At 60.5% G+C, this 25,343-nt stretch carries 20 protein-coding genes; 6 read left to right on the top strand and 14 right to left on the bottom strand.

The genetic code is table 11. From position 1 onward, the window contains the following. Window positions 1-2 precede the first annotated feature (2 nt). From ACGKZZ_RS02265 to ACGKZZ_RS02245, 5 genes are all read right to left on the bottom strand, one after another. Window positions 3-3,407, bottom strand: a complete 3,405-nt coding sequence (locus ACGKZZ_RS02265) for an efflux RND transporter permease subunit (RefSeq protein WP_411221803.1) — start codon at window positions 3,405-3,407, stop codon at window positions 3-5. A 3-nt stretch (window positions 3,408-3,410) separates the two neighbouring features. Then, the gene (locus ACGKZZ_RS02260; RefSeq protein ID WP_411221802.1) at window positions 3,411-4,871 is read right to left on the bottom strand and encodes an efflux RND transporter periplasmic adaptor subunit; all 1,461 of its coding nucleotides are present in this window, start codon (window positions 4,869-4,871) and stop codon (window positions 3,411-3,413) included. A gap of 91 nt (window positions 4,872-4,962) precedes the next feature. Further along, a complete protein-coding gene (gene moaB, locus ACGKZZ_RS02255; protein WP_411221801.1) occupies window positions 4,963-5,505 on the bottom strand; it encodes a molybdenum cofactor biosynthesis protein B in 543 nt (180 codons plus the stop codon). A gap of 3 nt (window positions 5,506-5,508) precedes the next feature. Next, window positions 5,509-6,300, bottom strand: a complete 792-nt coding sequence (locus ACGKZZ_RS02250; RefSeq protein WP_411221800.1) for a uracil-DNA glycosylase family protein — start codon at window positions 6,298-6,300, stop codon at window positions 5,509-5,511. A gap of 66 nt (window positions 6,301-6,366) precedes the next feature. Then, window positions 6,367-6,864 (bottom strand): hypothetical protein, encoded by a 498-nt coding sequence (locus ACGKZZ_RS02245; RefSeq protein WP_411221799.1) that lies wholly within the window; start codon window positions 6,862-6,864, stop codon window positions 6,367-6,369. Between the two features lie 195 nt (window positions 6,865-7,059). Here ACGKZZ_RS02245 and ACGKZZ_RS02240 point away from each other — a divergent pair, with 195 nt between their 5' ends. Genes ACGKZZ_RS02240 through plsY form a run of 5 tightly spaced genes read left to right on the top strand, consistent with a single transcriptional unit; the run spans window position 7,060 to window position 10,889 of the window. Beyond that, entirely contained in the window at window positions 7,060-8,022 is a 963-nt protein-coding gene (locus tag ACGKZZ_RS02240) for an aspartate carbamoyltransferase catalytic subunit (protein WP_411221798.1), read from the top strand. Continuing rightward, the gene (locus ACGKZZ_RS02235) at window positions 8,019-8,567 is read left to right on the top strand and encodes an aspartate carbamoyltransferase catalytic subunit (protein ID WP_411221797.1); all 549 of its coding nucleotides are present in this window, start codon (window positions 8,019-8,021) and stop codon (window positions 8,565-8,567) included. Before ACGKZZ_RS02240 ends, ACGKZZ_RS02235 begins: the two co-directional genes overlap by 4 nt. Window positions 8,568-8,593: 26 nt before the next feature. Further along, on the top strand, window positions 8,594-8,986 hold the full coding sequence (locus tag ACGKZZ_RS02230) for a hypothetical protein (RefSeq protein ID WP_411221796.1): 393 nt from the start codon (window positions 8,594-8,596) through the stop codon (window positions 8,984-8,986). Then, window positions 8,983-10,278, top strand: a complete 1,296-nt coding sequence (gene pyrC, locus ACGKZZ_RS02225; RefSeq protein WP_411221795.1) for a dihydroorotase — start codon at window positions 8,983-8,985, stop codon at window positions 10,276-10,278. The genes ACGKZZ_RS02230 and pyrC overlap by 4 nt, the downstream gene beginning before the upstream one ends. After that, window positions 10,278-10,889, top strand: coding sequence for a glycerol-3-phosphate 1-O-acyltransferase PlsY (plsY, locus tag ACGKZZ_RS02220; RefSeq protein ID WP_411221794.1), 612 nt, complete (start codon window positions 10,278-10,280; stop codon window positions 10,887-10,889). Before pyrC ends, plsY begins: the two co-directional genes overlap by 1 nt. A gap of 52 nt (window positions 10,890-10,941) precedes the next feature. On the opposite strand, the gene msrA is transcribed toward plsY, so the two are convergent. The 9 genes from msrA to ACGKZZ_RS02175 all read right to left on the bottom strand — a co-directional run bounded on the left by msrA (window position 10,942) and on the right by ACGKZZ_RS02175 (window position 24,318). After that, complete coding sequence (gene msrA, locus ACGKZZ_RS02215) at window positions 10,942-11,448, bottom strand: peptide-methionine (S)-S-oxide reductase MsrA (RefSeq protein WP_411221793.1); 507 nt, start codon at window positions 11,446-11,448, stop codon at window positions 10,942-10,944. Beyond that, a complete protein-coding gene (gene msrB / locus ACGKZZ_RS02210; RefSeq protein ID WP_411221792.1) occupies window positions 11,445-11,894 on the bottom strand; it encodes a peptide-methionine (R)-S-oxide reductase MsrB in 450 nt (149 codons plus the stop codon). The genes msrA and msrB overlap by 4 nt, the downstream gene beginning before the upstream one ends. A gap of 64 nt (window positions 11,895-11,958) precedes the next feature. Then, entirely contained in the window at window positions 11,959-13,968 is a 2,010-nt protein-coding gene (locus tag ACGKZZ_RS02205; RefSeq protein ID WP_411221791.1) for a hydantoinase/oxoprolinase N-terminal domain-containing protein, read from the bottom strand. Between the two features lie 4 nt (window positions 13,969-13,972). Beyond that, complete coding sequence (gene queG / locus ACGKZZ_RS02200; RefSeq protein ID WP_411221790.1) at window positions 13,973-14,998, bottom strand: tRNA epoxyqueuosine(34) reductase QueG; 1,026 nt, start codon at window positions 14,996-14,998, stop codon at window positions 13,973-13,975. A 36-nt stretch (window positions 14,999-15,034) separates the two neighbouring features. Next, window positions 15,035-15,700, bottom strand: coding sequence for a glutathione S-transferase family protein (locus ACGKZZ_RS02195; protein WP_411221789.1), 666 nt, complete (start codon window positions 15,698-15,700; stop codon window positions 15,035-15,037). 208 nt (window positions 15,701-15,908) lie between these two features. Beyond that, a complete protein-coding gene (mtgA, locus tag ACGKZZ_RS02190) occupies window positions 15,909-16,694 on the bottom strand; it encodes a monofunctional biosynthetic peptidoglycan transglycosylase (RefSeq protein WP_411222194.1) in 786 nt (261 codons plus the stop codon). 170 nt (window positions 16,695-16,864) lie between these two features. Then, window positions 16,865-18,154, bottom strand: coding sequence for an NAD(P)H-dependent oxidoreductase (locus ACGKZZ_RS02185; RefSeq protein WP_411221788.1), 1,290 nt, complete (start codon window positions 18,152-18,154; stop codon window positions 16,865-16,867). Between the two features lie 121 nt (window positions 18,155-18,275). Next, the gene (gene gltB / locus ACGKZZ_RS02180; RefSeq protein ID WP_411221787.1) at window positions 18,276-22,814 is read right to left on the bottom strand and encodes a glutamate synthase large subunit; all 4,539 of its coding nucleotides are present in this window, start codon (window positions 22,812-22,814) and stop codon (window positions 18,276-18,278) included. 70 nt (window positions 22,815-22,884) lie between these two features. Then, the gene (locus ACGKZZ_RS02175; RefSeq protein WP_411221786.1) at window positions 22,885-24,318 is read right to left on the bottom strand and encodes an NAD(P)-dependent oxidoreductase; all 1,434 of its coding nucleotides are present in this window, start codon (window positions 24,316-24,318) and stop codon (window positions 22,885-22,887) included. A gap of 218 nt (window positions 24,319-24,536) precedes the next feature. Here ACGKZZ_RS02175 and ACGKZZ_RS02170 point away from each other — a divergent pair, with 218 nt between their 5' ends. After that, window positions 24,537-25,340: an undecaprenyl-diphosphate phosphatase gene (locus tag ACGKZZ_RS02170; protein WP_411221785.1), complete on the top strand. Its 804-nt coding sequence runs from the start codon at window positions 24,537-24,539 to the stop codon at window positions 25,338-25,340. Window positions 25,341-25,343 lie beyond the last annotated feature (3 nt).

Here is a 25,343-nt window from a genome sequence, read left to right as displayed (position 1 = left end):
GTTTACACCGTCCGACGCGCGCGGGTGACCCCCAGAGCAATGGCCGCCAACAGATAAACGCCAACGCAGATCACTGCCGCACCAAAGATGAACAGCGCAAGCGTTGTCGTCAGACCGGCATCAGGTGCGAACGATAGGCGCGACAGCAATTTCTGAAGTGCCGACGGCAACGCGCCAGTGAGCGCAAACACCCCCAGGGTCGCGCCAAGCCATGCAACGATCAGCACCGACGCAGCAACCAAGGCGCTGCGCAATCCCTTCTGTCGAAATCGCAGGCCGCGCCGTGCCGATTGCGTCAGCCGAGCCATGTCATGCTGCACCGCAACCAAAGATGGCACGATCAACAGAACCAGAAACATCCCGAAACCGAGACCATAGACCAGAGTGATGACCGTGGGTTTCAGAAATTGCGCCTGGTTCGATTGCTCGTAGAGCAGGGGAACCAACCCGAGAACCGTTGTCGCCGTGGTCAGGAACACCGGTCGCAGCCGGTCTGCCGCACCGTCGATGATTGACGGCACAAGCCCACGATCCTGTGCCTTTTCGTCGATTGTCGTGACCAGAACGATTGAATCGTTGATGATGATCCCGGTCATGCCCAAAAGACCCACGACAGTGAACATGCTAAGCGGCACATCCCAATGCGCGTGTCCGTAGATGGTGCCGACCAGCCCGAACGGGATCACCGACATCACCACCAAGGGCCGTGTCCAGCTGGCAAACACCCACGACAGGACGATGTAGATCGCGACCAGCGCCAAGATCAAACCCGTGCGCGCGTCGTTGAGAAATTCGCCCTCCTGCTCGCTCAGCCCGGCAAGCCGGTATTCCACTTGACGCTCGCTCGCGATCGTCGGCAGGATCTCGGTTTCGAGCGCCAGCATGATGTCATTGGCGCGCGCGGCGTTGTCTTCCGAAATGTCGCCGGTAACCGAAATCAGCCTGACGCCGTTTTCGCGCCGCACAGTTGAAAATCCGGTGCGGCGTTCGACGCTCACGATGTCGGCCAGTGGCACATAGGCTCCGGCGGGTGTGCGCATCTGCGTGCGTTCAAGGAAATCTGCGGTCAGTTCGCCAACTGGCAGTTCAACCCGAATTTCGGCGCTGCGTGGGCCGTCGGGATAGGTTGCCGCTTCGATTCCGCCAAGCCGGGCACGCAACACGCGGCCGAGCCCATCTATGGTGAAGCCCAAAGCCTGTCCCTGAGCAGTCAGCTCGAGGACAAGCTCCTCCTTGTCATAAGCCAGATTGTCCTCGACCGCCGACACTTCGGGATAGCGCGCCAGCGCTGCCTTGAGGTCTTCGGACGCAGCTTTCAGCGTCTCGGCGCTGGCGCCGAAAAACTGCACGTCCAGCGCATCGCTCGCCGGGCCACTGGCCCAGCTGCGGAAACTGATGGTCTCGACAAGCGGATGTCGCGGCACGGCATCCTGCAATTCGCTGACGAACGCGCCGCTGGTGAAGGGGCGGGCATCGGCGTCGATCAACTCGATGGAAATGCCGCCAAGCTGGTCCGCGTCCTTGGTGTCTGACCCCGCAATGCCACGGCCCGCGTTACCGCCGATTTCGGCGATCACGTATTCCAAAGGGTTCACGCCGTGACGTTCTTCCAGCGTGCGGCCAAATTCCTCGACCGACCTTTGGAAGATACGCATCATCTCGATCGTGTCTTCGCGGGTCGCGCCCGGTGCCATGGCAAAGTTGCCCGTGACCGAGCTTTGCTCGGGCGAATTGAAGAACCGCCACTGCACGTCGCCGCGAATGACCATCGCCACTTGCATCGCGAGCAGAACCACCGCCCCCGCCAGAACGGCGTATCGCGCCCTGACGATCAAACCCATCAGCGGGCGGAACAGTCGCTCCCGCACCCATCGAAACCCGCGGTTCACGACGCGAGACGGCACATCGTACCAATGCTGTTTCGCACCATGTGCCAGCGCATGCGCCATGTGGTTCGGCAAGATCAGGAAGCACTCGATCAGGGAGGCAGCCAGCACGGCGATCACAGTAAAGGGAATGTCGGCAATCAGATCTCCAAATCGCCCACCGACCGCCACCAGGGCAAAAAAGGCGATGATCGTGGTCAGCGTGGCCGCGAACACCGGCAGCGCCATCCGGTGAGCCGCTCGCTCTGCCGCCTCGACAGGTGGCAGGCCGCTGCGGGCGAGATGATCGGCGTGTTCGCCCACCACAATGGCATCGTCTACGACGATCCCCAACGTGATGATCAACGCGAACAGGGAAATCATGTTGATCGTGATTCCCGCCGCCCACATGAGCGCAATTGCCGCAAACATGGCAGCCGGGATGCCCGCCGCCACCCAGAATGCGGTGCGCACATTGAGGAACAGGAACAAGAGCAGCAGCACCAGCGCCAGCCCCGTCAGCCCGTTATCCAGCAATATGTCCAGACGTCCCGAAATCGCTTCGGCCCGCGTTCGGATCAGATCAATCTTCACACCGTCCGGCAGCGATGCCTCGAACTCTGCCGCGACGTCTTCGACGGTGCGTTGAATGGCGATTGCATCACCCTGATCGCTGCGATCCACACGCACGGAAATCGCCGGGTTCTCGCCAACGAAATAGCCGCGCTCGCGATCGACCCCCTGAACCGAGATCATGGCCACATCACCGACGGTCAGGTTCGATCCGTCATCGTTCGAGCGCAGCACGATGTCGGAAATCTGCTCTGCGCTGCGCTTTTCGACACCGGTGCGCACCCGAGTGTTGGCGCTCCCGACATCGCCCGCAGGGTTGGCATCGACCTCCTGCGCGATGGCGGTCGCGATCTCCTGCATGGAGATGTCGAAGGCGACAAGGTTGGCCGATGGCACCTCGACCACGGTGCGCAGCGCAGCCAGTCCCCGGATCGTGGTGCGCGTCACACCTTCGGCAAACAGCCGGACGCTCAGTTCATCGGCAAAGCGCGCCAACTGATCGACCGCCACCGGACCGGTGATGACAAGGTCCGTCACCCGATCACGCCACGCGCCGCGACGGATCACCGGATCGTCCGCATCCTCGGGCAGCGTCGACACGGCATCGACTGCGGTCTGCACGTCATCGGCCGCACGCGACATGTCCCAACCGGGTTCAAACTCCAACCGGATGCTCGCACGCCCTTCGCGCGACGTCGCCTGAGAGCTTTCAACCCCTTCGACCGACAGCACGGCAGGTTCGAGGATCTGCACGATGCCGCGATCCACGTCTTCGGCGCCCGCACCGTCCCAACTGACCGAGATGTCGACATCATCGACAACCACATCGGGAAAGAACTGCGCCCGCATGTTTGGAAACGCCATCAACCCCGCCACGATCATGAGGATCAACAGCAGGTTCGCGATTGTCCTGTGCCGTACGAAATAACTCAGCAGACCACCGGCCTTGCCAGGTAGGGCGCGTACCACGGTTTAGCCCCCCATCCGGGATTCAAGACGTGCGACCACTCCGGCGGGCACCGTACCTTGGGAAAGCTGGTTCAGAATACGCTGTCGCGCTTCTTCGGGCATCCGGGTGTTGGCCTCCACGAATGCCGTCAGTCTTGCACGGCGCTCGTCGGTCAGTTCGACCATCTCGGGAGCCTCTGACACATTCGACCGCTCATCGGGTCGGACCGGTTTCACCTTGATACCGGCACCCAGAAGCGGTGTCCGTTCGGCAACGACTTCGCGTCCTTCGATTTCGTCGGCGCGAATCAGAACATCGTTTCCTTGCCTGCGTACGAGCGAAACCGGAACTTCCTCAAGCCGGTCGTCCTCGGTAAGAACAAGCACCTCATTGGCAGCGTCCAGCGCAGACGCAGGGATTTTTGCGACGCGGTCCAAGGGCGGTTCGTCGGTCATGACCGTGACAAAGTCACCGGGGCGAAACCCTCTCGCGCTGTCGAGCGTGGCAAACAAGAGCCGCCCGGTCTGTCCCTCGCCCACGGTCGCCCCGGCGCGGCTGAGTCGGCCTTGCGCCGTCAGATTGGTTCCAAACACGTCAAGCACGACCGTCACATCGGCGTTTGACAAATCGCCGTCGTCGTCAAGCAATCGGGCAAACTGTTGCGTGGAGACCCGAAACGCAACTTCAAGCGCATCGGCGTCTATCAAACGGGCCAGCTTTTCATTGGACGAGACAAGCCGTCCCTGAACGACCGAAACCTCAGCCAGCGTGCCAGTAAACCCTGCGGTGATCAGCGTGTCATCCAACCGGCGCTGCGCCTCGGCCTCGGCAATCACCGCGCGCGACAGGCGTGTCGTGGCCTGATCTATGCGTGCTTCGGCCTGTGCCACGGCCTGACGCCGCGCCAGAACAGACTGGCGCGCCTGCGCGGCGGCGAGTTCGGCAACTTCGACCGCCGCTGCCGTGCCGACTCCGCGATCCTGCAAATCGCGTTGCCGCTGGAAAGCACGTTCACGCAGAGCCGCCTGATCTTCGGCCGCGGCTTGCTCGTCCTGCGCCAGCACCAACCCGCGCTCGGCCTCGCGCTGCTCTGCCCTGGAGTCTACAATCTCGCTCTGGAGCCGCTGTAGCACCGACTCCGCATCCGTCGGGTCGATCCGCAACATCACCTGACCCTCGGTCACGGTGCCGCCTTCGACAAATTCCGGGGCGATGTCCATCACACGTCCGCCTGCGGCAGCCCGGATCTCCAGCGTTCTCGCGCTTTCGACCTGGCCGAACGCCGTCAACTCCGGTGTAACAGTCCCGAAAGCGACCGGCACGACATTGACCGCGAACACCCGTTCGCGCGCCTCGAAGCTCCTCGGTTCCCGGTTCATGCGATCCTGCACGGCATCGCGCACCTGAACGGCGGCGAAGGCCAGCAAGCCCAGCGTCAAAGACAACAAAAACAGCCCCGTAAGGCTACGGCGCAAAAAGCGCATTGGCGACAATCCTCAGCAACAGGTCTGCTTTACAGATAGCGAGATCTGCATGTTTTCCAATAACACGTCCTTCGTAACACGCAGGATAGCGTTATTTCCGTCGCAAATGTTCATCCAATCTCGGCAATATCTCGACAAAGTTACAAGGACGGTGCCGATAATCGAGCTGAAGGCGCAAAATCTCGTCCCATGCATCCTTGCAGGCTCCGGGGCTTCCGGGCAAGGCAAACAGGTATGTGCCGTTGCGCACGCCGCCGGTGGCGCGGCTTTGCACAGCACTGGTGCCGATCTTCTGAAACGACACCATCGTAAACACAGTGCTGAACGCATCAATTTCTTTCTCGTAGACATCGCGGTGCGCCTCGACCGTCACATCGCGCCCGGTAAGGCCGGTGCCGCCGGTGGAGATCACGACATCCACATCCGAACCGTCACACCAATTGCGCAACTGCGCGGCGATCAGATCACGTTCATCCTGGATGATCTTGCGATCGGCCAAAATATGCCCAGCGTCCTTGATCCGCCCAACAAGCGTGTCGCCCGAGCGATCCTCATCAAGCGCGCGGCTGTCACTCACGGTCAGAACCGCAATGCGGATGGGCACAAAGTACTTGGTGTCGTCGATCCGGCTCATGGGTCAGGCTTTCGATTGTGCGAGGCGGGCTTGCAGATCCAGCAGATCGGCCCAAGTCTCACGTTTGGCGGCGGGGTTGCGCAACAGATACGCGGGATGAAGCATCGGCAAAGCGGGACGGCCCAGCGCCTCAGCCCATTCACCACGCAGCCGCGTGATACCACGTTTGCCAAGCAGGGCCTGACATGAACTGTTGCCCATGACGACCAGAAACTCGGGGTTGGCCAATTCGATATGCCGCTTCAGGAACGGCAGCATCATCGCCATCTCATCAGGTTTCGGATCGCGATTCTGTGGCGGCCGCCACGGCAGAACGTTGGTGATGTAAACGCCGCGCCCGTCCTCGCGATCACGGCCCAGGTCGATCGCCGCCAGCATCTTGTCAAGCAACTGTCCCGCACGGCCGACAAACGGTTTCCCAACGCGGTCTTCCTCGCGACCCGGCGATTCCCCGACAATCATCACGCGCGCGCCGGCGATCCCATCGCTGAACACCAGATTGCGGGCGCCCTTGCGCAGATCGCAATGGGTATAAGCCTGCATCGCTGCCTTCAAAGAGGCAAGATCGCCCGCCCCGCGTGCCGCCGTTTCGGCATCGGCAACCGGATCGGGCGCGGCGACGGGTTGCACAGGTGACACCGGCGCTTGCGCGGTTGAGGCCACGCCAGCCTTGGGAGGCGGGGCGACCTGCTCGAAGCGGTTGACCGGCGCTTCCGAGATCGCCTCGGTCACGCCAAGGTCAACCTGCCATTCCAATGCAGCCCGTGCCGCGTGCCAATCCAGATGCGAATCCATGCGCGTAGCTTATCTCGGCGGCGCGGCACGCAAAAGCGGCGTTGCGGCCTAATTGGCCGCAAACCCCTACATTGGCGGGAACTGACCCGGATACCGTTTCCAGTTCGGCAACATCGCATCAGGATGCTGCTGATAAGTGCCAACCGACACTTTGCTAGAAGGAACCCGAACGACCTGCGGTGCCGCGCGATGGCCGCCCGCACCCACTATGCACCCCTGTTCGACCATCGCCTTGGACAGGGAATCATAGTGCCCCCGCGCCACCGATAGTTGGGCCGACTGGTCGACGCTGATCGGCAGGGCAAGCAGAGCCGGCCAGAAGATCAGCGCGCCGGCGGTAAAGAACACCACGTCGCCCTGCGCCGCGTTGCGCTGCTCGGCGGTAATATGGCGCACATAACCCGCCAGTTTGACGCGTTCTTGATAGAGCTCCTGGCAGGTCGCTCCGCGATAGATGATACTTGGAATATAAGCTGCCGGCACACGGTGCGCCTGTTCCGCGCAAGCCGTAAGAAACAGCGCAGCCCCAAGCATAAGGCCGCTTAACGTTTTATTAAGATACATATTTTCCCCGCAGATTTAGCATCTTCACCTACCCGTGAGCGAGAAATGAAGTCAACCATATGGAGAGTAAAATTTTAGAAAAATCACTACATGTAGTAGACTGATACAGGGGAAACATCGCCGACAGACCTCACGCCGCTTGCTGGTGCCTGACCGAGCGCCTATAAGGCAAAGGCTTGGCTCCGGGACCGAAATATGATCTTCACGCAACGACATCTTCTCGGGATCGAACCCCTCCGCCCGGATGAAATCACCACGCTTCTTGATCTGGCCGATCAATACGCTGACCGGAACAGGACCCGCATGCCCAGCACCGACGTGTTGGCAGGGCTGACGCAGATCAACATGTTCTTTGAAAACTCTACCCGAACGCAGGCCAGTTTCGAACTGGCGGGCAAGCGTCTGGGCGCGGACGTGATGAATATGGCGATGCAGGCATCCTCGGTGAAAAAGGGGGAAACCCTGGTCGATACGGCGCTCACCCTCAACGCGATGCGCCCCGATCTTCTGGTGGTGCGTCATCCCCAATCCGGCGCGGTGGACCTGCTGAGCCAGAAGGTCGATTGCGCCGTGCTGAACGCCGGTGACGGACGCCACGAACACCCGACGCAAGCGTTGTTGGATGCGCTGACGATCCGGCGCGCCAAAGGACGTTTGCACCGTCTGTCCATCGCCATCTGCGGCGATATCGCCCACAGCCGCGTCGCGCGTTCCAATATCATGTTGCTGGGCAAGATGGAAAACCGCGTGCGCCTGATCGGCCCGCCGACGCTGATGCCCTCGGGCATTGCCGAATTCGGAGTCGAAGTGTTCGAGGACATGCGCGAAGGGCTGAAAGACGTGGACGTGGTCATGATGCTGCGGCTGCAAAAAGAACGGATGGATGGCGGGTTCATTCCTTCTGAACGCGAATATTATCACCGCTACGGGCTCGACGCGGAAAAACTTGGCCATGCCAAGGAGGACGCCATCGTGATGCATCCTGGACCGATGAATCGCGGGGTCGAGATTGACGGCACATTGGCGGATGACATCAATCGGTCGGTTATCCACGAACAGGTTGAAATGGGCGTCGCCGTTCGGATGGCCGCAATGGATTTGCTGGCGCGGTCGCTGAAAGAGCGACGCGCAACACAAAACAAGGGAGTGATGGTATGAGCACGCCAATGACGATCAAGAGCAGCGAGCACGGGGTGATCCGGGTGTTCCACATCGATTTGCCACGCGATGCGATCAGCCGGTTCACCAAGCAAGCGGGCACCGGAGAATGGCCGGTCCAATACGCGCTTGGCGCGAAATCGCTGCGCCCATCTTTTGTCGAAGTGGTCGATATCCGCGAATTGGGCGGCATGACGCTGTCGCAATATCTCAGCAGCGCACATGACGTGAACGGGCCGGAATTCGAGTCAATGCGCGCACGCCTGGATGCGCTGACCGGACATGCCCTGATCCTGCCGTCACAAGCCTTTGATCAAACCGAGCAAGAATTGAACATCTCAGCACCTCTGCGTTGGATCGGCACATTCAATGAGCCCAAGCCCACCCCGCGCGGTGCTGCTGTTCACAGCGACTCCGCCAAAGGCGTCGGCGGCGGCACGGCGGCGCCGCAGTCGCAGAAGCAGGGATCGGTGGTCTGGCTCATTGTCAGCATCCTGGCTGTGCTGGCGGTCGGGATCATCCTCGCCAGATTGTTCCTCAACTGACACCGCAGCCGTTCCTGAAAGACCACATGACAGAATTTCATCCGGACAAGACGACCTATATTCGCACACATGCGATGATGGCCGCTGTGGCGATGGCGGGTGCGATGCTCGTTCTCTGGCTGGTGGGAAATCCGCATGTCTGGACCGGCGCGGTCGCCGGTTTCGCCGCCGTCGCGATACGAGGCTGGTACATGGCGTCCGAACTTTTGACCGAAGTGTGGGTTCTGGATAGAAAAAACCTGAGCGGCCCCTATCAACGCACCACCGCGCTCGAGAACATCACCAAACTGCGCACCATTGCCGGTGCGGTTCAAGTGGTCACGCGGAGCGGCGACAAGCACCTCATCAAATATCAGGAAGACCCGCAGGCGGTGATCGCAACGATCAACCAGGCACGCGGAGCGGAGCACGCGACATGACCACGCTCATCACCAACGCCAGATTGGTCAATCCCGAATCACGCACGGTCACCCTTGGCGCGATCCTCATATTGGGCGGTGTGATTGCCGAGGTGTTCGATACACCCGACCCCGAAATCAGCGCCGAGTCCGTGCCCGACGAAGCGCGCATTGATGCGCGAGGGAAATACATCGCACCCGGTATCGTGGATATCGGTGTGAAGATTTGCGAACCCGGTGAACGGCACAAGGAAAGCTACGGCTCCGCCGGGCAGGCGGCGGCGGCGGGCGGCGTGACGACCATCGTCACCCGCCCTGACACCTCACCCGCTGTCGACACGCCCGAAACGCTGGAATTCGTCCGCCGGCGTGCCAATGAAGCGGCCCCGGTGCATGTCTTGCCGATGGCCGCGCTGACCAAGGGCCGACTGGGCCGCGAAATGACCGAGATCGGCTTTCTGATGGATGCCGGTGCGGTGGCGTTTTCCGATTGCGATCGCGTGGTCAGCGACACCAAGGTGCTGTCGCGCGCCATGACGTATGCGCGAGCGTTGGGCGCTTTGATCGTCGGACATCCGCAAGACCCCGTACTGTCTGCCGGGGCGGCCACCACGTCTGGCAAATTCGCCTCGTTGCGCGGTCTGCCGTCGGTGTCGCCGATGGCCGAGCGTATGGGGCTGGACCGTGATATAGCCTTGGTGGAGATGACCGGCGTGCGCTACCACGCAGATCAGATCACCACGTCGCGCGCACTGCCGCCGCTGGACCGCGCCAAGCGCAACGGCTTTGATGTGACGGCCGGGATCTCCATGCACCACCTGACACTCAACGAATTCGACATTGCCGACTATCGGACCTTCTTCAAAGTCAAACCGCCTTTGCGCGCCGAGGATGACCGGGTTGCGATGGTCGAGGCCGTGAGAACCGGCCTGATCGACATCATCGGGTCGTTCCACACGCCTCAGGACGAAGAAAGCAAGCGCCTGCCCTTCGAAGAGGCCGCCAGCGGTGCCGTCGGTCTGGAAACCATGCTGCCGGTGCTCTTGCGCCTGTATCACTCTGGCGAACTGGATCTTCCCACATTGTTCCGCGCATTATCGCTCAACCCGGCGAAACGGCTTGGGCTTGAATGTGGTCGACTGGAAAAGGGCGCACCGGCCGATCTGGTGCTGTTTGATCCGGACAAGCCTATCGTGCTTGATCGGTTCAAGCTGTTGTCGAAATCGAAAAACACTCCCTTTGACGGAGCGCGCTTGCAGGGTAAAGTCTTGCAAACCTTCGTCAACGGAACCTCGGTATATCGGAGCGCCTGATGCCCATGATCGATTCGAGCCCTGCCGTTTTGGCCCTTTGGGCGGTGATTGGCTATGGGCTTGGATCAATTCCGTTCGGTCTGATCCTCACACGCGCCTTTGGGCTTGGCGATCTGCGCGAGATCGGGTCGGGCAATATCGGAGCCACAAACGTTCTGCGCACCGGCAGCAAATCGACCGCTGCCGCGACACTTGTTCTGGACGGGGCGAAAGGCGCGGTTGCTGTCCTTCTGGCGCGCGCACTCGGCGGAGAGGCCGCGGCACAAGTCGCGGCACTTGCCGCATTTCTGGGCCATTGTTATCCGATCTGGCTCGAGTTCAAGGGCGGCAAAGGCGTGGCAACGTTCCTCGGCCTCATGCTCGCCCTGTCATGGCCCGTGGGGTTGTTGTCTTGCGCCACCTGGCTCGCCGCAGCCGCAATCAGCCGTATTTCCAGCCTTTCCGCCCTCGTCGCCGCGTTGTGGTCGCTGCTCTGGTGCCTGTTGCTGGGCAAAGGCGAGATATTCTTTCTCACCCTCGTGCTCGTCGGATTGATCATGTGGCGCCACCGCGCCAACATAAAACGGCTCAGGGCGGGAACAGAGCCGCGCATCGGCGGCTCCAAGGCCTGAACGTTGCACGACGGCTGTCTGACCAGCCGTCGCAATTGTCATTCACTATACGCTATTCGGCCGCATCTCGCTTTGGCAGAACCCAGTCGGGGCGCGGGAAATGGCACGTATATCCGTTTGGAACCCGCTCCAGATAATCCTGATGTTCGGATTCCGCCTCCCAGAAGGCACCAACGGGTTCAACTTCTGTCACGACCTTGCCCGGCCAGACACCCGATGCGTTCACATCGGCAATCGTCTCCAGCGCGCACTCTTTTTGCGCCTCATCGACATAGTAAATCGCGGACCGGTAGCTCATGCCGCGGTCATTGCCCTGACGGTTGAGAGTCGTCGGATCGTGAATCTGGAAAAAGAACTCCAGGATCTCTCGATACGAGATCACATCGGGATCGAAGATGATCTCGATCCCCTCGGCATGTGTGCCGTGGTTGCGATACGTCGCATTATCGACATCGCCGCCGGTATAGCCGACGCGGGTACTTTGAATTCCGGGTTTCTTGCGGATCAAGTCCTGCATCCCCCAGAAACATCCGCCCGCCAAAACTGCACGATCACTCATGCCACGTCCTCCACTTGATCCAGATACTCGCCATAGCCCTCGGCCTCCATGTCATCGCGATGGATGAACCGCAGACTGGCGGAATTGATGCAATAGCGCAGACCGCCCCGGTCCTGCGGCCCGTCGGGAAACACATGGCCCAAATGGCTGTCCCCGTGGGTAGAGCGCACTTCCGTGCGCACCATGCCGTGTGTCATGTCGCGCAATTCGTTCACATGCGCCGGTTCGATCGGCTTGGTAAAGCTTGGCCAGCCGCAGCCCGATTCGAACTTGTCACCCGAGGCAAACAGCGGTTCGCCGCTCACGATATCGACGTAAATCCCGGGCTCTTTGTTATCGAGGTATTCGCCCGTGCCGGGCCGTTCGGTGCCACTTTCCTGCGTGACGCGAAATTGTTCCGGCGTCAGCGTTTCAACCACTGCCGGGTTCTTTTCATACTTGGCCATACCGCCTCCTGTCTGGTCGCTTGAGCACTACAAATGGGGCGCAATCACGCGATGAAAAGGCATGTTACACTACAGTCCGCGTATCGTGAGCCGCAATCCGGGGCCGCCCGGTGGCCTCGACGATGATCCGCGCTTCGACAAAGACCGCCTTGTTTTCGACCTGAGCCTGCGAAATATCTCGCGCGGCTTGCAGATGCACGGTCTGTGCACCCGCGGCTTCGGCCTGCTCTTGCGCATCACGGCGGAGTTGTGCCTCCATCGCGTTCATCGCCGCTTCAAGAGTGTCGAAATCCTGCGGCGCATCGTGCAGATGAGCGCGGAAATGGCCATCGGTCATCACTGTCACCAGCCCTTCCCGCACCATCCGGATTCGCCCTGTGACGGCTCCGATCGCATTTGCGACATCGCCGTGATCTGGCAGCACCGTTTCACAATTGAGGAAATCGCCAACCGCCGGATAGACCGCTTGTGCCGACGCACCGAGTCCGACAACCGGGACGTCGAGCGCAGCGTCTATGCGCACCAACCCTTCGCCGCCACGCAAACCTCGGTGAAGCAAGGCGTCGTTTGCCATCGCGGCTGGATCGAGCGCCCCCTCGGCCGCGAAAGCCGCTTCCAACAACGCCACACCTGTTGCATGGGTCAAGGCGTCGATAATCCGCGCCGCCATCTCTGCTGCGTCTGTTGCATAACGCTTGCCAGCCCCGTCGCAATGGCGCGCCACCAAGGCCAAGGCCTTTTCCGAAGCACTTCGATCCCACCGCGCGAACTGACCCGAAACATGAAGCGCGTCCGTTGGAGTCGCCCCGGCAATCTGCACCAGACCGCGCGACACCAGCAGCCGCAAGGATTGAAGCTCCAGCCGCGAGGGCGCCACAGTTCCCAGCGGCTGCAGATCATCCCCAATTCGGGTCAGCAAGTCTGTAGCTCGTGCTGGCAGCGGTCCGCGCTCCTGATCGGCCACGCGCCGCACAAATCGCGCGTCGAACTTGCCAGCGGTCACGCGCGCCAGCTGCATGTCCAGCGTCCGATGCACAAGGTCCGGTGCGTCATGTGCGATCAACGCAATTGGCAACACACGTTTCGGCCCAAGGCTGACCGTACCGACCAATCCGCCAAGGTTCAGATGCACCTCGCTATCGCCACCCAGCCCATGCGTGTGCATCGCCACCGCTTCGACCATGGTGCGATGCGGGCCGACCCGTGCGCCGTCGGGGTCGATCACTGGCCGCCCGTTGCGCAAAAGAGCGATGTCCGTCGTTGTGCCCCCGATGTCTGAAACAAGCGCGAGGTCCGTTCGCGTCAGCCATCGCGCCCCGACGATGGACGCCGCAGGGCCGCTGAGGATTGTTTCGATGGGTCGCTCCAACGCTTGAGCGGCTGACATCAAGGCCCCATCACCGCGCACCACCATCAGCGGTGTGGCAATACCGAGATCCTGCAAAGCGGTTTGCGCGCGTCCGATCAGGCGGTGCGTCAGACCGATAAGCCGCGCGTTCAGCACCGCGGTCAACGCCCGTTTCGGTCCGCCCAGTTTTGCCGACAGTTCGTGTGAACAGGTGACCGGCTTGCTTGTCGCAAGCCGCACGGCATCGCGCGCCGCCAATTCATGAGATGGGTTGCGCGTTCCGAATTGCGCGGCAATGGCAAACGCCGAAACGTCCTGCGCCGCGGCCCATGCGGCAATTGCGTCAAGATCCAAAGCCGCAACCTCGGCCCCGGAATGAGAGTGGCCGCCAGCAGTCAGCAAGACAGGGTCGCCGTTCAGCGCATCGCCCAGTCCCTGCGCGTCCAGATCGCGCTCGGAAAAACCGATATAGACCAGCGCGACGCGTGCACCCTGCCCCTCGACCAGAGCGTTAGTGGCGAGGGTTGTGGACAAAGACGCCAACGCGATGTCGCAAGGCGCAACTCCGGACACATCAAGCACCCGACGAACAGCCGCACCAACACCCAAGGCCAAATCTTGCCGGGTTGTCAAAGCCTTGGCACTTGCGATCACCGCCTCTTCGTCGCGCATGAGCACCGCATCTGTATAGGTGCCGCCGGTGTCCACACCCAACAGGATTGCCACGCCGTTACTCCTGCATTACCGCCCAGCGCGCGGCATCGGCCACGGTTGGATCCTCGTCCTCAGTCAGATCGCGTGCCACGTCGCGCAACCGGGCAGAGCCTGAATTGCCTATGGCGTAAAGCACATTGCGCACAAATCGACCGCGCCCCACACGTTTGACCGGAGAACCGGAAAACAGCGCGCGGAACGCTGCATCGTCCAGCTTCGCCAAATCCGCCAAATTGGGTGCCAGCAAATCGTCTCGCGCATGATACTTGATCTCGGACGCACGCGACGCAAACTTGTTCCAGGGACACACCGCCAGGCAGTCGTCGCAACCATAGATCCGGTTGCCCATCAATCCGCGCAAATCCTCATCTACCGGGCCATGATGCTCGATCGTCAGGTAAGAAATGCACCGGCGCGCATCAACTTGGTACGGCGCGGGAAACGCATCGGTGGGGCAGACATCAAGACAGGCCCGACACGATCCGCAATGATCGACTTCCGCCGGGTCCGGCGTCAGATCAAGCGTGGTGAACACCGACCCGATGAAAAACCACGATCCAAGGTCACGCGACACCAGATTGCTGTGCTTTCCCTGCCACCCCAGTCCGGCCGCCTGACCAAGCGCCTTTTCCGGAACCGGCGCCGTATCGACAAAAACCTTCACCTCGCCGCCCGCCTCGGCGATCAACCAGCGCGCCAACCGTTTCAACCGTTTCTTGGCGACATCGTGATAATCGCGGTTCTGCGCATAAACCGAGATCGCCGCCTGCTCTGGTTGATCGAGGATTGCCAGAGGATCATGCGCGGGTGCGTAATTTTCGGCCAGAACGATCACCGAACGGGCCTCGGGCCAGAGAACATGAGGTGCGCCGCGCCAATGCGTGCGCTCGGCCAGCCACCCCATTTGGCCATGATATCCGGCATCAAGATAGGCGTGGAGTCGCGATGGCACATGCGGCACATCCCAGGGGCGACATATTCGGCAGGCGGCAAAGCCCTCTTCAATCGCCTGGGCTTTCAGGCGTTCGGTCAAATCGCACATTCCGCCGCCCCTTTCACAGACTCAAAATTCAACGCGCTAGAAATCAAGATCCGCATAATGCGACGGTGGCGGAAAGCCCGGAACCTGATCTGCCAGAATCGACCGGAACGCTGGCCGCGACTTGATCTTGGCATACCAGTCCTTGACCACCGCACTGCGATTCCAATCAACGTCGCGGATATAGTCCAATGACGACAAATGAGCGGCAGCCGCGAAATCCGCCAGTGTCATCGTGTCTCCGGCCAGCCACCGGCGATGATCAAGTAGCCATGCCATGTAATCCAGATGATACTTGATCGCCTTGGCCCCGGATTTTACATTTCCCGAATCCGGGAAACCCTGTTTCGTGACTTTCTTGTTCACCCGTTCATACAAGAGCTTGGACGTCACCTCGTGGTGGAACTTGTCATCGAACCACCCGATCAAGCGCCGCACCTCATAGCGTGCCTCGGAAGAACGGGGCATCAAAGGCGGTTCGGGGTACTTTTCTTCGATATACTCACAGATCGCGGCGCTTTCGGCCATCGTTCGACCGTCGATCTTGAGAACCGGCACTTTCGCCGCCGGATTGCGGCGCAGGAAATCCGGGTCTTTCTCCCAATACCGCTCTTCGACCAGTTCGCATTCGATCTTTTTTTCCGCAAGGCTCAGCCGCACTTTTCGGCAGAACGGAGACAGCGGAACATGATAGAGTTTGGCCATGCCGGGCAAGTCCTGATGGTGGTCGAAACCATGCCTAATTGCCGCGAAGCGGAGTACAATACAATGGCCCGACTGCGGTTTGCGACAACGCGCGCGGTTTTCGTCTCATCTATGCGACGACCCGGCGCCAGACCCCGCCTGAATGAACAGCCTTCGAAATTCCCTTTGGTTTACTGCAACTGCGCCTTTCACGCACTCGGCAAGTTCCTCACCCCTCGAAACAGGCCGCGCGACCGTCTGCCTTGATCGTCTCGGCCCCGGCACGGATCGACGCGGCGCGGCGTTGCACGAAATTGCTTGGACGCGACGCCGAACGGTCTTTGGGCGACGGCAGCACCGCGGCAAGACGCGCCGCCTGAAGCGCCGTCAAATCCCGTGCGTCAACGCCAAAATAGTGCACCGCTGCCGCCTGAACGCCGAACACGCCCTCGTCGAACTCGGCAATGTTCAGATACACTTCCAAGATGCGCCGCTTTGACCACATCGCTTCCATCATCGGTGTCAAACCCGCTTCGAGTGCCTTGCGCACCCAGGAGCGGCCCTGCCAGAGATAGACATTCTTGACCACCTGTTGGGATATGGTCGACGCTCCCCGCGCGCCTCCGGCCTCTATCGCTGCCTGAATTGCGGCGACATCAAACCCCCAGTGCAGACAGAAATTCGCATCCTCTGCCGCCACGGCAGACCGCATCATCACCGGTGCAATCTGGCTCGCCGCAACCCAAGTGTGATCCACTGGCTCGTTCAGCCGCCTGCCCTCTGACCACATCGTGTGGGTCGTTGGTGGATTGACCACCCCAAACAGCGCGACCATGGCCACAGCCAGAACAACCAAAGCGATAAACCCACGGAGCGTCCAGCGAACCGTCCAGCGATACGGCGCAAGAATGCGATCCACCAGCGAAGGCGGCTTCGTGTTGCGCTTGCGGGACCGCTTCGGCTTGTTCAGTCGAGGTTCCTGCGGCGCGGATTGTTCTGATTTACCACCTGCCATCGCAGGCACCTTAGGCGCTGGCATCATCCAAGAAAACATCCGTCACATTTTATCGTCCCCGCTTGTGGCATTGCACTTTGGCCCGCCCGTGGCTCATGCGAGGCAAAACCAAGAAAGAGAGACGTTTACATAGGCTTTCCGCCGCAAAATTTGGAGGGAACTCCAGCAAGCTAATGCCCGATCATATCGCGATACATGCGGGCCACAGGGTCTGTTTCGAGAGACACATCCGCGAAGTCCACAACCGCGCCCATCGGAACCGCGCGGGTCAGCGTCACACCTTGCGCCAACCCGATCGGTAACGCGGCCCCGGCGCGGGAAAGCGGCAATGCCTTGCCGTAGACGGTATATCCGCCCTCTCCGTCCAGCACCTCGCCCGCTTTCAAGTCGCGCTTGGCGACCGAGGCGACTGTGCCACGCACCTCCTGCGTTTGGCCCGTGGGTTCATGGCGCAGTGCCGCACTCAAGACCGAGATCGACAACTCCAGTCCGATGAGGTGGAAGGGCTTGTACATGGACGCGTACCGCCCGGTCGAATCGGTGGGCATACCGTATTGCCGGAAACAGGCCGCCGCATAGTCGTTCGGTGCCTCCAGTACCACATAGACGCCCCAGCGAAGATCGCGGAAGACCGGGCGACCGTCACGTTCGATTGACGAGACCGTTTCGACCATGCCGGTGCCTTCAAGCTGCCCACCCACTGCCTTGGGACGCAGCACATGGGCCAGATCGTCAACGCCGCAAGGCGGAAACGCGAGCCCTTGGCTCGGGACGTTCAAGCCACAGGCATTGGCGATGGCAACCATTTCGATCGCGCTCTTGGTGCCATCCAGAAAGGAGTTGAACATCTGCGGGTTCATCCCCGCCGCCTTGGCCTCCTCCGGTGTCAGACCGTAATGCGCCCACACGTCATCCGGCGTGACCTGATGATAGGCGGGTAGATACTTCGTACCCTTGCCAGCCGCCGCAACGGTGAATCCTGTGGCACGCGCCCAATCGACCATTTCCGCCACCAGCGCCGGCTGATCGCCATAGGCCATGGAATAGACGACACCCGCCGCCTTTGCTTCCTTTGCCAGCATCGGACCGACCAGGACATCCGCCTCGACATTGACCATTACCACATGCTTGCCAGCCGCCATCGCAGCGCGGGCATGTGCAATTCCGGCGCGCGGATGGCCGGTGGCTTCGATCACGACATCGACATCGTCGCGCGCCGCCAGTTCCGCGCCATCCTCGACAAATGCTGTGCCATCAATGCGGCTCGTATCCCAGCCGACGGCAGCACAGGCTGTGCGTGCGCGGTCCGTATCAAGATCGGCAATCGCGGTCACTTCCAGCCCGGCGATCGTGGGAACCTGACTGAGGAACATGGAGCCGAATTTCCCGGCGCCAATCAATCCGGCGCGCACTGGTGTGCCCCGATCCTTCGCTTCAGCCGCCAGTTTTGCCAGATTCATCCCGTTGCCTCCTCGCGACCCATCTCCGCTACACTAAGACCGCGAAGGCCTTGCAAGTCCATAACTCGACATGAAAAAGCCCGGCAGAAACCGGGCTTTTTCCATAGCTGTCGTAGTCGGTTTATTCCGCCGGAACGGCCGCGTCTTCCACGCTCAGGGGGTGGGTGATCTTGTCAAGCATCTCTCTGGGGCAGATTTGAAGGAAATTGCCGATTTCAAGGCTCCAGTGTTGCAGGATGTCCTGTCCCTTGCGGCTGCCGGTCTCCGCAACGTGCTGCTCGATCAGACCCTTTAGCTGATCTTCCCAATGTTGCACGCTCACCGGACACGTGACGATGCTGTCCATATTCATCAAAGGCTGCGCACACCCTTCGGGATCATAAAGATAGGCCATCCCTCCGGTCATGCCTGCACCGAAATTCGCGCCGATTTCACCCAGGATCACCGCGACACCGCCGGTCATGTATTCACAGCCGTTCGATCCACATCCTTCGACCACAACCTTCGCGCCGGAATTGCGAACTGCAAACCGCTCTCCCGCGCGCCCGGCGGCGAACAGATAGCCGTCTGTCGCACCGTAAAGCACGGTGTTGCCGATGATCGTGTTATCCGCCGCCACCAGCGGCGACATCATCCGGGGACGCACGACGATCATGCCGCCGGACAGCCCCTTTCCAACGTAGTCATTTGCATCGCCCGACACTTCCAGTTTCAAACCCGGAGCTGCAAATGCGCCCAACGATTGACCTGCAGAGCCGGTCAATTTCACCGTCAGGTGATCAGGCTGCAAGGAGTTCCGCATGCCAAACGCCCGCACGATATGGCTCGACGTGCGCGTCCCGACAGTTCTGTCGGTGTTCTGCACGGCATAAGAGAGCTGCATCTTCTCGCCATCCTCAAGAAACCGCGCGGCATCGCGCACGATCTCGGCGTCAAGCGTATCAGGCACCGCATTGCGGGGACGGTTGCGGTCGTAGACAATGTCGTCCGACCCATCGACCCGGATCAGCAACGGGTTGAGATCAAGATCGTCCAGATGGTCCGATCCCCGGCTGACCTGTGACAGAAGATCGGCACGCCCGATCACGTCTTCCAAGGATCTTGCGCCGATGGAGGCGAGGATCTCGCGCACTTCCTGTGCGTAAAACGTGATGAGGTTCACCACCTTGTCGGCACTGCCGGTAAACTTCGCGCGCAGATCCTCGTCCTGTGTACACACGCCCACCGGGCAGGTGTTGGACTGGCACTGGCGCACCATGATGCACCCCATCGCGATCAGCGCGGCGGTGCCGATACCGTATTCCTCGGCCCCGAGCATCGCGGCCATGACAATATCGCGCCCAGTGCGAAGGCCGCCATCGGTGCGCAGGGTCACACGATCCCTGAGCTTGTTCATCGACAGAACCTGATGCGCCTCGGTCAGCCCCATCTCCCACGGCAGGCCGGCATGTTTGATCGACGTTGCGGGCGACGCACCCGTGCCGCCATTATGGCCGGAAATCAGGATGATATCCGCCTTAGCCTTGGCCACACCTGCGGCGATTGTGCCAACACCGGAGGACGCGACCAGCTTGACCGTCACCTTGCAGCGCGGATTGATCTGCTTGAGATCGTAGATCAGCTGCGCCAGATCCTCGATGGAATAGATATCGTGATGCGGCGGCGGGGAAATCAGCGTGACGCCCTTGGTCGAGTGGCGCAAGCGGGCGATCAGGTCAGTCACCTTCATCCCCGGCAACTGGCCTCCCTCACCGGGCTTGGCGCCCTGCGCGACCTTGATCTCCAGCTCTTCGCATTGGTTCAGGTATTCGGCGGTCACTCCGAACCGGCCCGACGCCACCTGCTTGATCTTCGCCGACGGGTTGTCGCCGTTCGATTCCGGCACGAAATGTGCCGGGTCTTCACCGCCCTCGCCGCTATCGGACTTTGCCCCGATCCGGTTCATCGCCACGTTCAGCGTCTTGTGGGCTTCCGGACTCAACGCTCCAAGCGACATGCCCGGAGTCACGAACCGCTTGCGGATCGAGGTGATGCTCTCCACCTGCTCCAGCGGGATCGGCGCGCCCAACGGCTTGATCGCCAAGAGGTCGCGCAGATGAATCGGCGGGTTCGCTTGCATCGCCTTGGAATAGGTCTTCCAAAGCTCATAGCTCGCCTTGTTGCACGCCATCTGCATCAAATGCATCGTCTGCGCGCCCCATGCGTGCGTCTCGCCGCTTTTGCGCGCCTTGTAAAAGCCGCCGATGGGCAGCACATCCTGACCACCGCGAAAGCCCAGCGCATGAACCTGCTCGGCCTTGCGTTGCAGACCGTTCAGACCAATGCCCGAGATTCGCGACAGGATACCGGGGAAGTATTCAGCACACATGGCGCGGCTCAGGCCGACAGCCTCAAAGTTCAAACCGCCCCGATAGGACGAGACCACCGAGATGCCCATCTTGGACATGATCTTGAGCAGCCCCTGATCAATCGCTTCGCGGTACTTCGCAACCGCTTGCGTCAGTGATAGGTCGAGCAATCCGCGATTGATCCGGTCGGCCAGCGAATCCTCGGCCAGATAGGCGTTGACCACTGTCGCACCGGCACCAATCAGAACGGCAAAGTAATGCGGATCGATGCATTCCGCCGACCGCACGTTGAGCGAACAAAACGTCCGCAGCCCCTTGCGTGTCAGATGGCTGTGTACCGCGCTTGTGGCAAGGATCATCGGAATTGCGATCTTGTCGGTGTCGCAGTGTTCGTCGGTCAGGATGAGATGGCCCGCACCCGATCGAACCGCATCCTCGGCCTCGGACCGCACCCGTTCCAACGCCACTTGGAGGGCACGCGGATCATCTCCCGCTGGGAACGTGCAGTCGATTTCGCCAAGTGACCTTTTGAACTGGCCGATCAAGGCCTTGAACTGCGCATTGCCGACAAACGGGCTGTCCAGCACCAGAATTTCGGTCTGCGCGCTGCTTTCGTCGAGCACGTTCTTGAGGTTGCCGAACCGCGTCTTGAGGCTCATCACGCGAAATTCGCGCAAGCTGTCGATTGGCGGGTTTGTCACCTGGCTGAAATTCTGACGGAAATAATGTGATAGCGGACGGTACTTCTTGGACAAGACGGCGGACGGCGTATCGTCGCCCATCGACGCCAATGCCTCTTTCCCGTCCTCGGCCATCGGAGCCAGAATCTGCTCCAGTTCCTCAATCGTATATCCCGCAGCGATCTGGCGGCGGCGCAGTTCGGCGCCTTCAAAGTTTGCCGTCTCGGTCACGCTGGCCAGTTCCCTGTCCATCTCGTGAATCTTGCCGACCCATTCGCCGAACGGGCGGCCCGCTGCCAGCTTGTCCTTGATCTCCACGTCCCGGTAAAGCTTGCCCTCGGCCATATCCACGGCCAGCATCTGCCCCGGTCCAAGCGCTCCCTTTTCACGCACGGTGCCCTCGTCAATGGGCACCATCCCGGCTTCTGATCCGGCGATCAGCAAACCATCGCCCGTCACGACATAGCGCATCGGGCGCAACCCGTTCCGGTCAAGCCCGGCACAGACCCAGCGGCCATCGGTCATCGCAAGCGCCGCGGGGCCATCCCACGGCTCCATCACGCTGTTGCAGTAGGAATACATATCACGCCAGGTCTGCGGCAGTTCGACGGCTTGCTTGGACCACGACTCAGGCACCAGCATCGTCTTGGCCATCGGCGCATTGCGGCCTGCGCGCACCAGCACCTCGAACACCGCATCCAGAGCGGCGGAATCCGATGCCCCGGTGGCGATGATCGGCTTGATGTCGTCGGCCATGTCACCGAACGCCGAGGACGCCATGCGGATCTCGTGGCTTTTCATCCAGTTGATATTGCCCTTGAGCGTATTGATCTCGCCATTGTGGGCCAGCATGCGAAACGGTTGTGCCAGCCACCATTGCGGAAAGGTGTTGGTGGAATAGCGCTGATGATAAATCGCAAAAGCGCTCTCGAACCGCTCGTCCTGGAGGTCGGGATAGAATTCCGCCACCTGCTCGGCCAGCATCATGCCCTTGTAGATGATCGACCGGCACGACAGCGACGCGATATAAAGATGCCCGACACCGGCAGCAGCCGCGGCTTTCTCGATGCGGCGGCGAATGACGTAAAGCTCGCGCTCGAAGGTTTCTTCGTCGACTCCCTTGCCATTGGTGATCAGGATCTGCTCGATCTCGGGGCGCGTCGCGTTGGCCTTTTCGCCCAGACAATCAATGTTCACCGGAACGTGGCGCCAACCATAGATGTAATAGCCCATGCGCAGGACTTCGGTTTCCACGATGGTTCGGCAGATTTCCTGCGCGCCCAGATCGGTGCGCGGCAAGAATACCTGCCCGATCGCCATCAATTCATCTTCGCGCGGCGTGTGGCCAGTGCGTTTGATCTGGTCGTAGAAGAACGACACCGGGATTTGCACATGGATGCCAGCGCCGTCGCCGGTCTTGCCATCCGCATCCACAGCGCCCCGGTGCCAGATTGCCTTGAGCGCGTCGATCCCGGCTTCGACCACCTTGCGGCTGGCCGATCCGTCAAGTGAAACAACCAGGCCCACACCGCAAGATGAGTGTTCATCTTCCTCGGAATAAAGCCCGTTCTCTGCCATCCACTTGCGCTTGGCTTCCTCGGCAGCAACCCAGTCTGCGTCATATTTGATCATTGGTATCCCTCCTCAGGGGCTCGCCTGCAAAAGCGCGTTGCGCCGTCACGCGAGCGTCGTCATTGAAATATTATTCCGCCGCGACGGCACTGGCGCCGTTGAGCTGCTGCATCACTGCCTCGGCGCAGTCGCGCCCGTCGCGAATGGCCCAAACCACCAGCGACGCTCCGCGCACGATATCGCCAACGGCATAGACGCCGGGAAGATCGGTGGCTCCGGTGGTGAACTCGGCCTTGATCGTACCCCATCGGGTTACCGGCAATTCCGGCACATCCCAAAGCGTCGGCAAAGCCTCGGGCTCAAAGCCCAGTGCCTTGATGACGATATCGGCCGGTTTCATATAGTCGGACCCTTCAATCATCTCGGGCATCTGGCGTCCGGTGGCGTCGGGCAAACCAAGACGCATGCGTTGCACCATCACCCCTTCGACAGGATCGCCAACAAACCCCATCGGAGCGGTCAGCCACTCGAACTGCACACCTTCCTCCTCGGCGTTCTGCACTTCGCGCTGGCTTCCCGGCATGTTGGCACGGTCGCGGCGGTACAGGCATTTGACGCTTTCCGCCCCTTGGCGGATCGCGGTGCGGACGCAATCCATCGCCGTATCGCCGCCGCCAATCACCACCACCTTCTTGCCCTCAGCATTCAGGGCGCCGCTGTCATATTCCGCAACATCATCGCCAAAGCTCTTGCGGTTCGACGCGGTAAGATAATCCAGAGCCTTGATGATGCCATCGGCTCCTGATCCGGGCCCGCCCAGATCGCGCGATTTGTAAACGCCGGTTGCGATGATCACCGCGTCATGTTTGGCGCGAAGATCGGCAAACGAGATATCCTCGCCAACATTGCAATCCAGCCGGAACGTCACACCGCCCTGCTCGAGCTGCTGATTCCTGCGCATCACCACGGGCTTTTCAAGTTTGAACCCCGGAATACCATAGGTCATAAGACCGCCAGCGCGATCATAGCGATCATAAACCGTCACCTGCACACCCTGACGGCGCAGCACATCCGCAGCCGCCAGACCGCCCGGTCCCGCGCCGATGATTCCAACGCTTTCAGCACGTTCCTGTAATGGCGCAATGGGCTTGACCCAGCCTTCGTCCCAAGCGGTATCGGTGATGTATTTCTCGACTGCACCAATCGTGACGGTGCCGTGACCCGACTGCTCGATCACACAATTGCCTTCGCACAAACGGTCCTGCGGACAAATGCGGCCACAGATTTCAGGAAAGGTGTTTGTGGCCTGGCTCAACTCATAGGCCTCTTGCAAGCGCCCCTCGGCCGTCAGACGCAGCCAGTCGGGTATGTTGTTGTGCAGCGGGCAATGTGACTGGCAGTAAGGAACACCGCACTGCGAACACCGGCTGGCTTGCTCTTTCGCCTTGGCGTCAGCGTATTCGGCGTAAATCTCGTGAAAATCTTCGCGCCGCGCCTGCGCATCGCGTTTCAGCGGCATATCGCGCGCAACCTTCACAAACTTCAACATCGGCTGATGGGCCATCGACTTATGTACTCCCTGCGTCTGGTTGAGACGACGTACACCAATCCAAAACGAAATTATAGTAAATAGTGCTGACCTATTTTCCTTTTTTTTGGTCTCACATTGATAATGCACGCCATTTTTTCACGCTTTTAGGTCCGATACGGACTTAAATTAGGACTTTCTATCTAATCTTAACGGATTATACCCGTGATCAACCTCGATCCGGCGCGTAACCTATGGCACTGACACACCTGCTCATACTGGCGTTGATCCAGGGAATTACCGAATTTCTTCCGATTTCGTCTTCCGGACATTTGATTCTCCTGCCCAATCTGACCGGAATCGAGGATCAGGGCCAAACGCTGGATGTGGCTGTTCACGTCGGAACGCTTCTCGCCGTGGTGTTGTTTTTCTGGTCGGATGTGAAGATCGCGGCCAAGGGGTTCGCCCCGTTGCTCAAGGGCCAACTCGACACCCAAGGTGCGGTCTGGGCTGTTTGCCTCCTGATCGCGACAGTTCCGGTCGTGGTTCTCGGCCTTGTCTTGACGCTGACCGGATACGCCGATGCGCTCCGTTCGACCGCAGTCATCGGGTGGGCCATGCTGGTGTTCGGCGTCGTCCTTTATTGGGCCGATCAGACGGGTGCGACCGCGAAGCAAGCCTCTGACTGGACGGTGAAGGACGCCCTGATCATGGGGCTGTGGCAGGCCATCGCGCTTATTCCCGGCACGTCAAGGTCCGGCATCACGATCACGGCGGGCCGGCGCCTCGGGTATGACCGCGAGAACGCCGCGCGCCTGGCGATGCTGATGTCGATCCCCACGATCATCGCATCCGGCACGTTACTTGGTCTGGAAATGCGACACGAAGCGGACGTCGCCATCCTCAAGGACGCCGCCATCGCTGCGGGTTTTGCGTTTGTGGCCGCATTGGGGGCGCTTGCGCTGATGATGCGACTGCTCAAATCCACCAGCTTCACGCCCTACGTCGTGTATCGTGTGGTGGTTGGGGTGATCTTGCTGATTATTGCGTATTCGTAAAAG

The organism is Marivita sp. S2033, assembly GCF_046592965.1.
Lineage (GTDB): Bacteria > Pseudomonadota > Alphaproteobacteria > Rhodobacterales > Rhodobacteraceae > Marivita.
This window is presented reverse-complemented; position numbering and strand designations above follow the sequence as displayed.

Bases quoted from the DNA above. Each gene is read 5' to 3' on its own strand.
- ACGKZZ_RS02250 (WP_411221800.1), bottom strand. From the start codon at position 6,300: ATGGATTCGCATCTGGATTGGCACGCGGCACGGGCTGCATTGGAATGG.
- msrA (WP_411221793.1), bottom strand. From the start codon at position 11,448: ATGAGTGATCGTGCAGTTTTGGCGGGCGGATGTTTCTGGGGGATGCAG.
- ACGKZZ_RS02195 (WP_411221789.1), bottom strand. From the start codon at position 15,700: ATGGCCAAACTCTATCATGTTCCGCTGTCTCCGTTCTGCCGAAAAGTG.
- ACGKZZ_RS02245 (WP_411221799.1), bottom strand. From the start codon at position 6,864: ATGTATCTTAATAAAACGTTAAGCGGCCTTATGCTTGGGGCTGCGCTG.
- ACGKZZ_RS02230 (WP_411221796.1), top strand. From the start codon at position 8,594: ATGACAGAATTTCATCCGGACAAGACGACCTATATTCGCACACATGCG.
- ACGKZZ_RS02260 (WP_411221802.1), bottom strand. From the start codon at position 4,871: ATGCGCTTTTTGCGCCGTAGCCTTACGGGGCTGTTTTTGTTGTCTTTG.
- moaB (WP_411221801.1), bottom strand. From the start codon at position 5,505: ATGAGCCGGATCGACGACACCAAGTACTTTGTGCCCATCCGCATTGCG.
- plsY (WP_411221794.1), top strand. From the start codon at position 10,278: ATGCCCATGATCGATTCGAGCCCTGCCGTTTTGGCCCTTTGGGCGGTG.
- pyrC (WP_411221795.1), top strand. From the start codon at position 8,983: ATGACCACGCTCATCACCAACGCCAGATTGGTCAATCCCGAATCACGC.
- ACGKZZ_RS02170 (WP_411221785.1), top strand. From the start codon at position 24,537: ATGGCACTGACACACCTGCTCATACTGGCGTTGATCCAGGGAATTACC.
- msrB (WP_411221792.1), bottom strand. From the start codon at position 11,894: ATGGCCAAGTATGAAAAGAACCCGGCAGTGGTTGAAACGCTGACGCCG.
- ACGKZZ_RS02175 (WP_411221786.1), bottom strand. From the start codon at position 24,318: ATGGCCCATCAGCCGATGTTGAAGTTTGTGAAGGTTGCGCGCGATATG.
- ACGKZZ_RS02240 (WP_411221798.1), top strand. From the start codon at position 7,060: ATGATCTTCACGCAACGACATCTTCTCGGGATCGAACCCCTCCGCCCG.
- gltB (WP_411221787.1), bottom strand. From the start codon at position 22,814: ATGATCAAATATGACGCAGACTGGGTTGCTGCCGAGGAAGCCAAGCGC.
- mtgA (WP_411222194.1), bottom strand. From the start codon at position 16,694: ATGGCAGGTGGTAAATCAGAACAATCCGCGCCGCAGGAACCTCGACTG.
- ACGKZZ_RS02235 (WP_411221797.1), top strand. From the start codon at position 8,019: ATGAGCACGCCAATGACGATCAAGAGCAGCGAGCACGGGGTGATCCGG.
- ACGKZZ_RS02185 (WP_411221788.1), bottom strand. From the start codon at position 18,154: ATGAATCTGGCAAAACTGGCGGCTGAAGCGAAGGATCGGGGCACACCA.
- queG (WP_411221790.1), bottom strand. From the start codon at position 14,998: ATGTGCGATTTGACCGAACGCCTGAAAGCCCAGGCGATTGAAGAGGGC.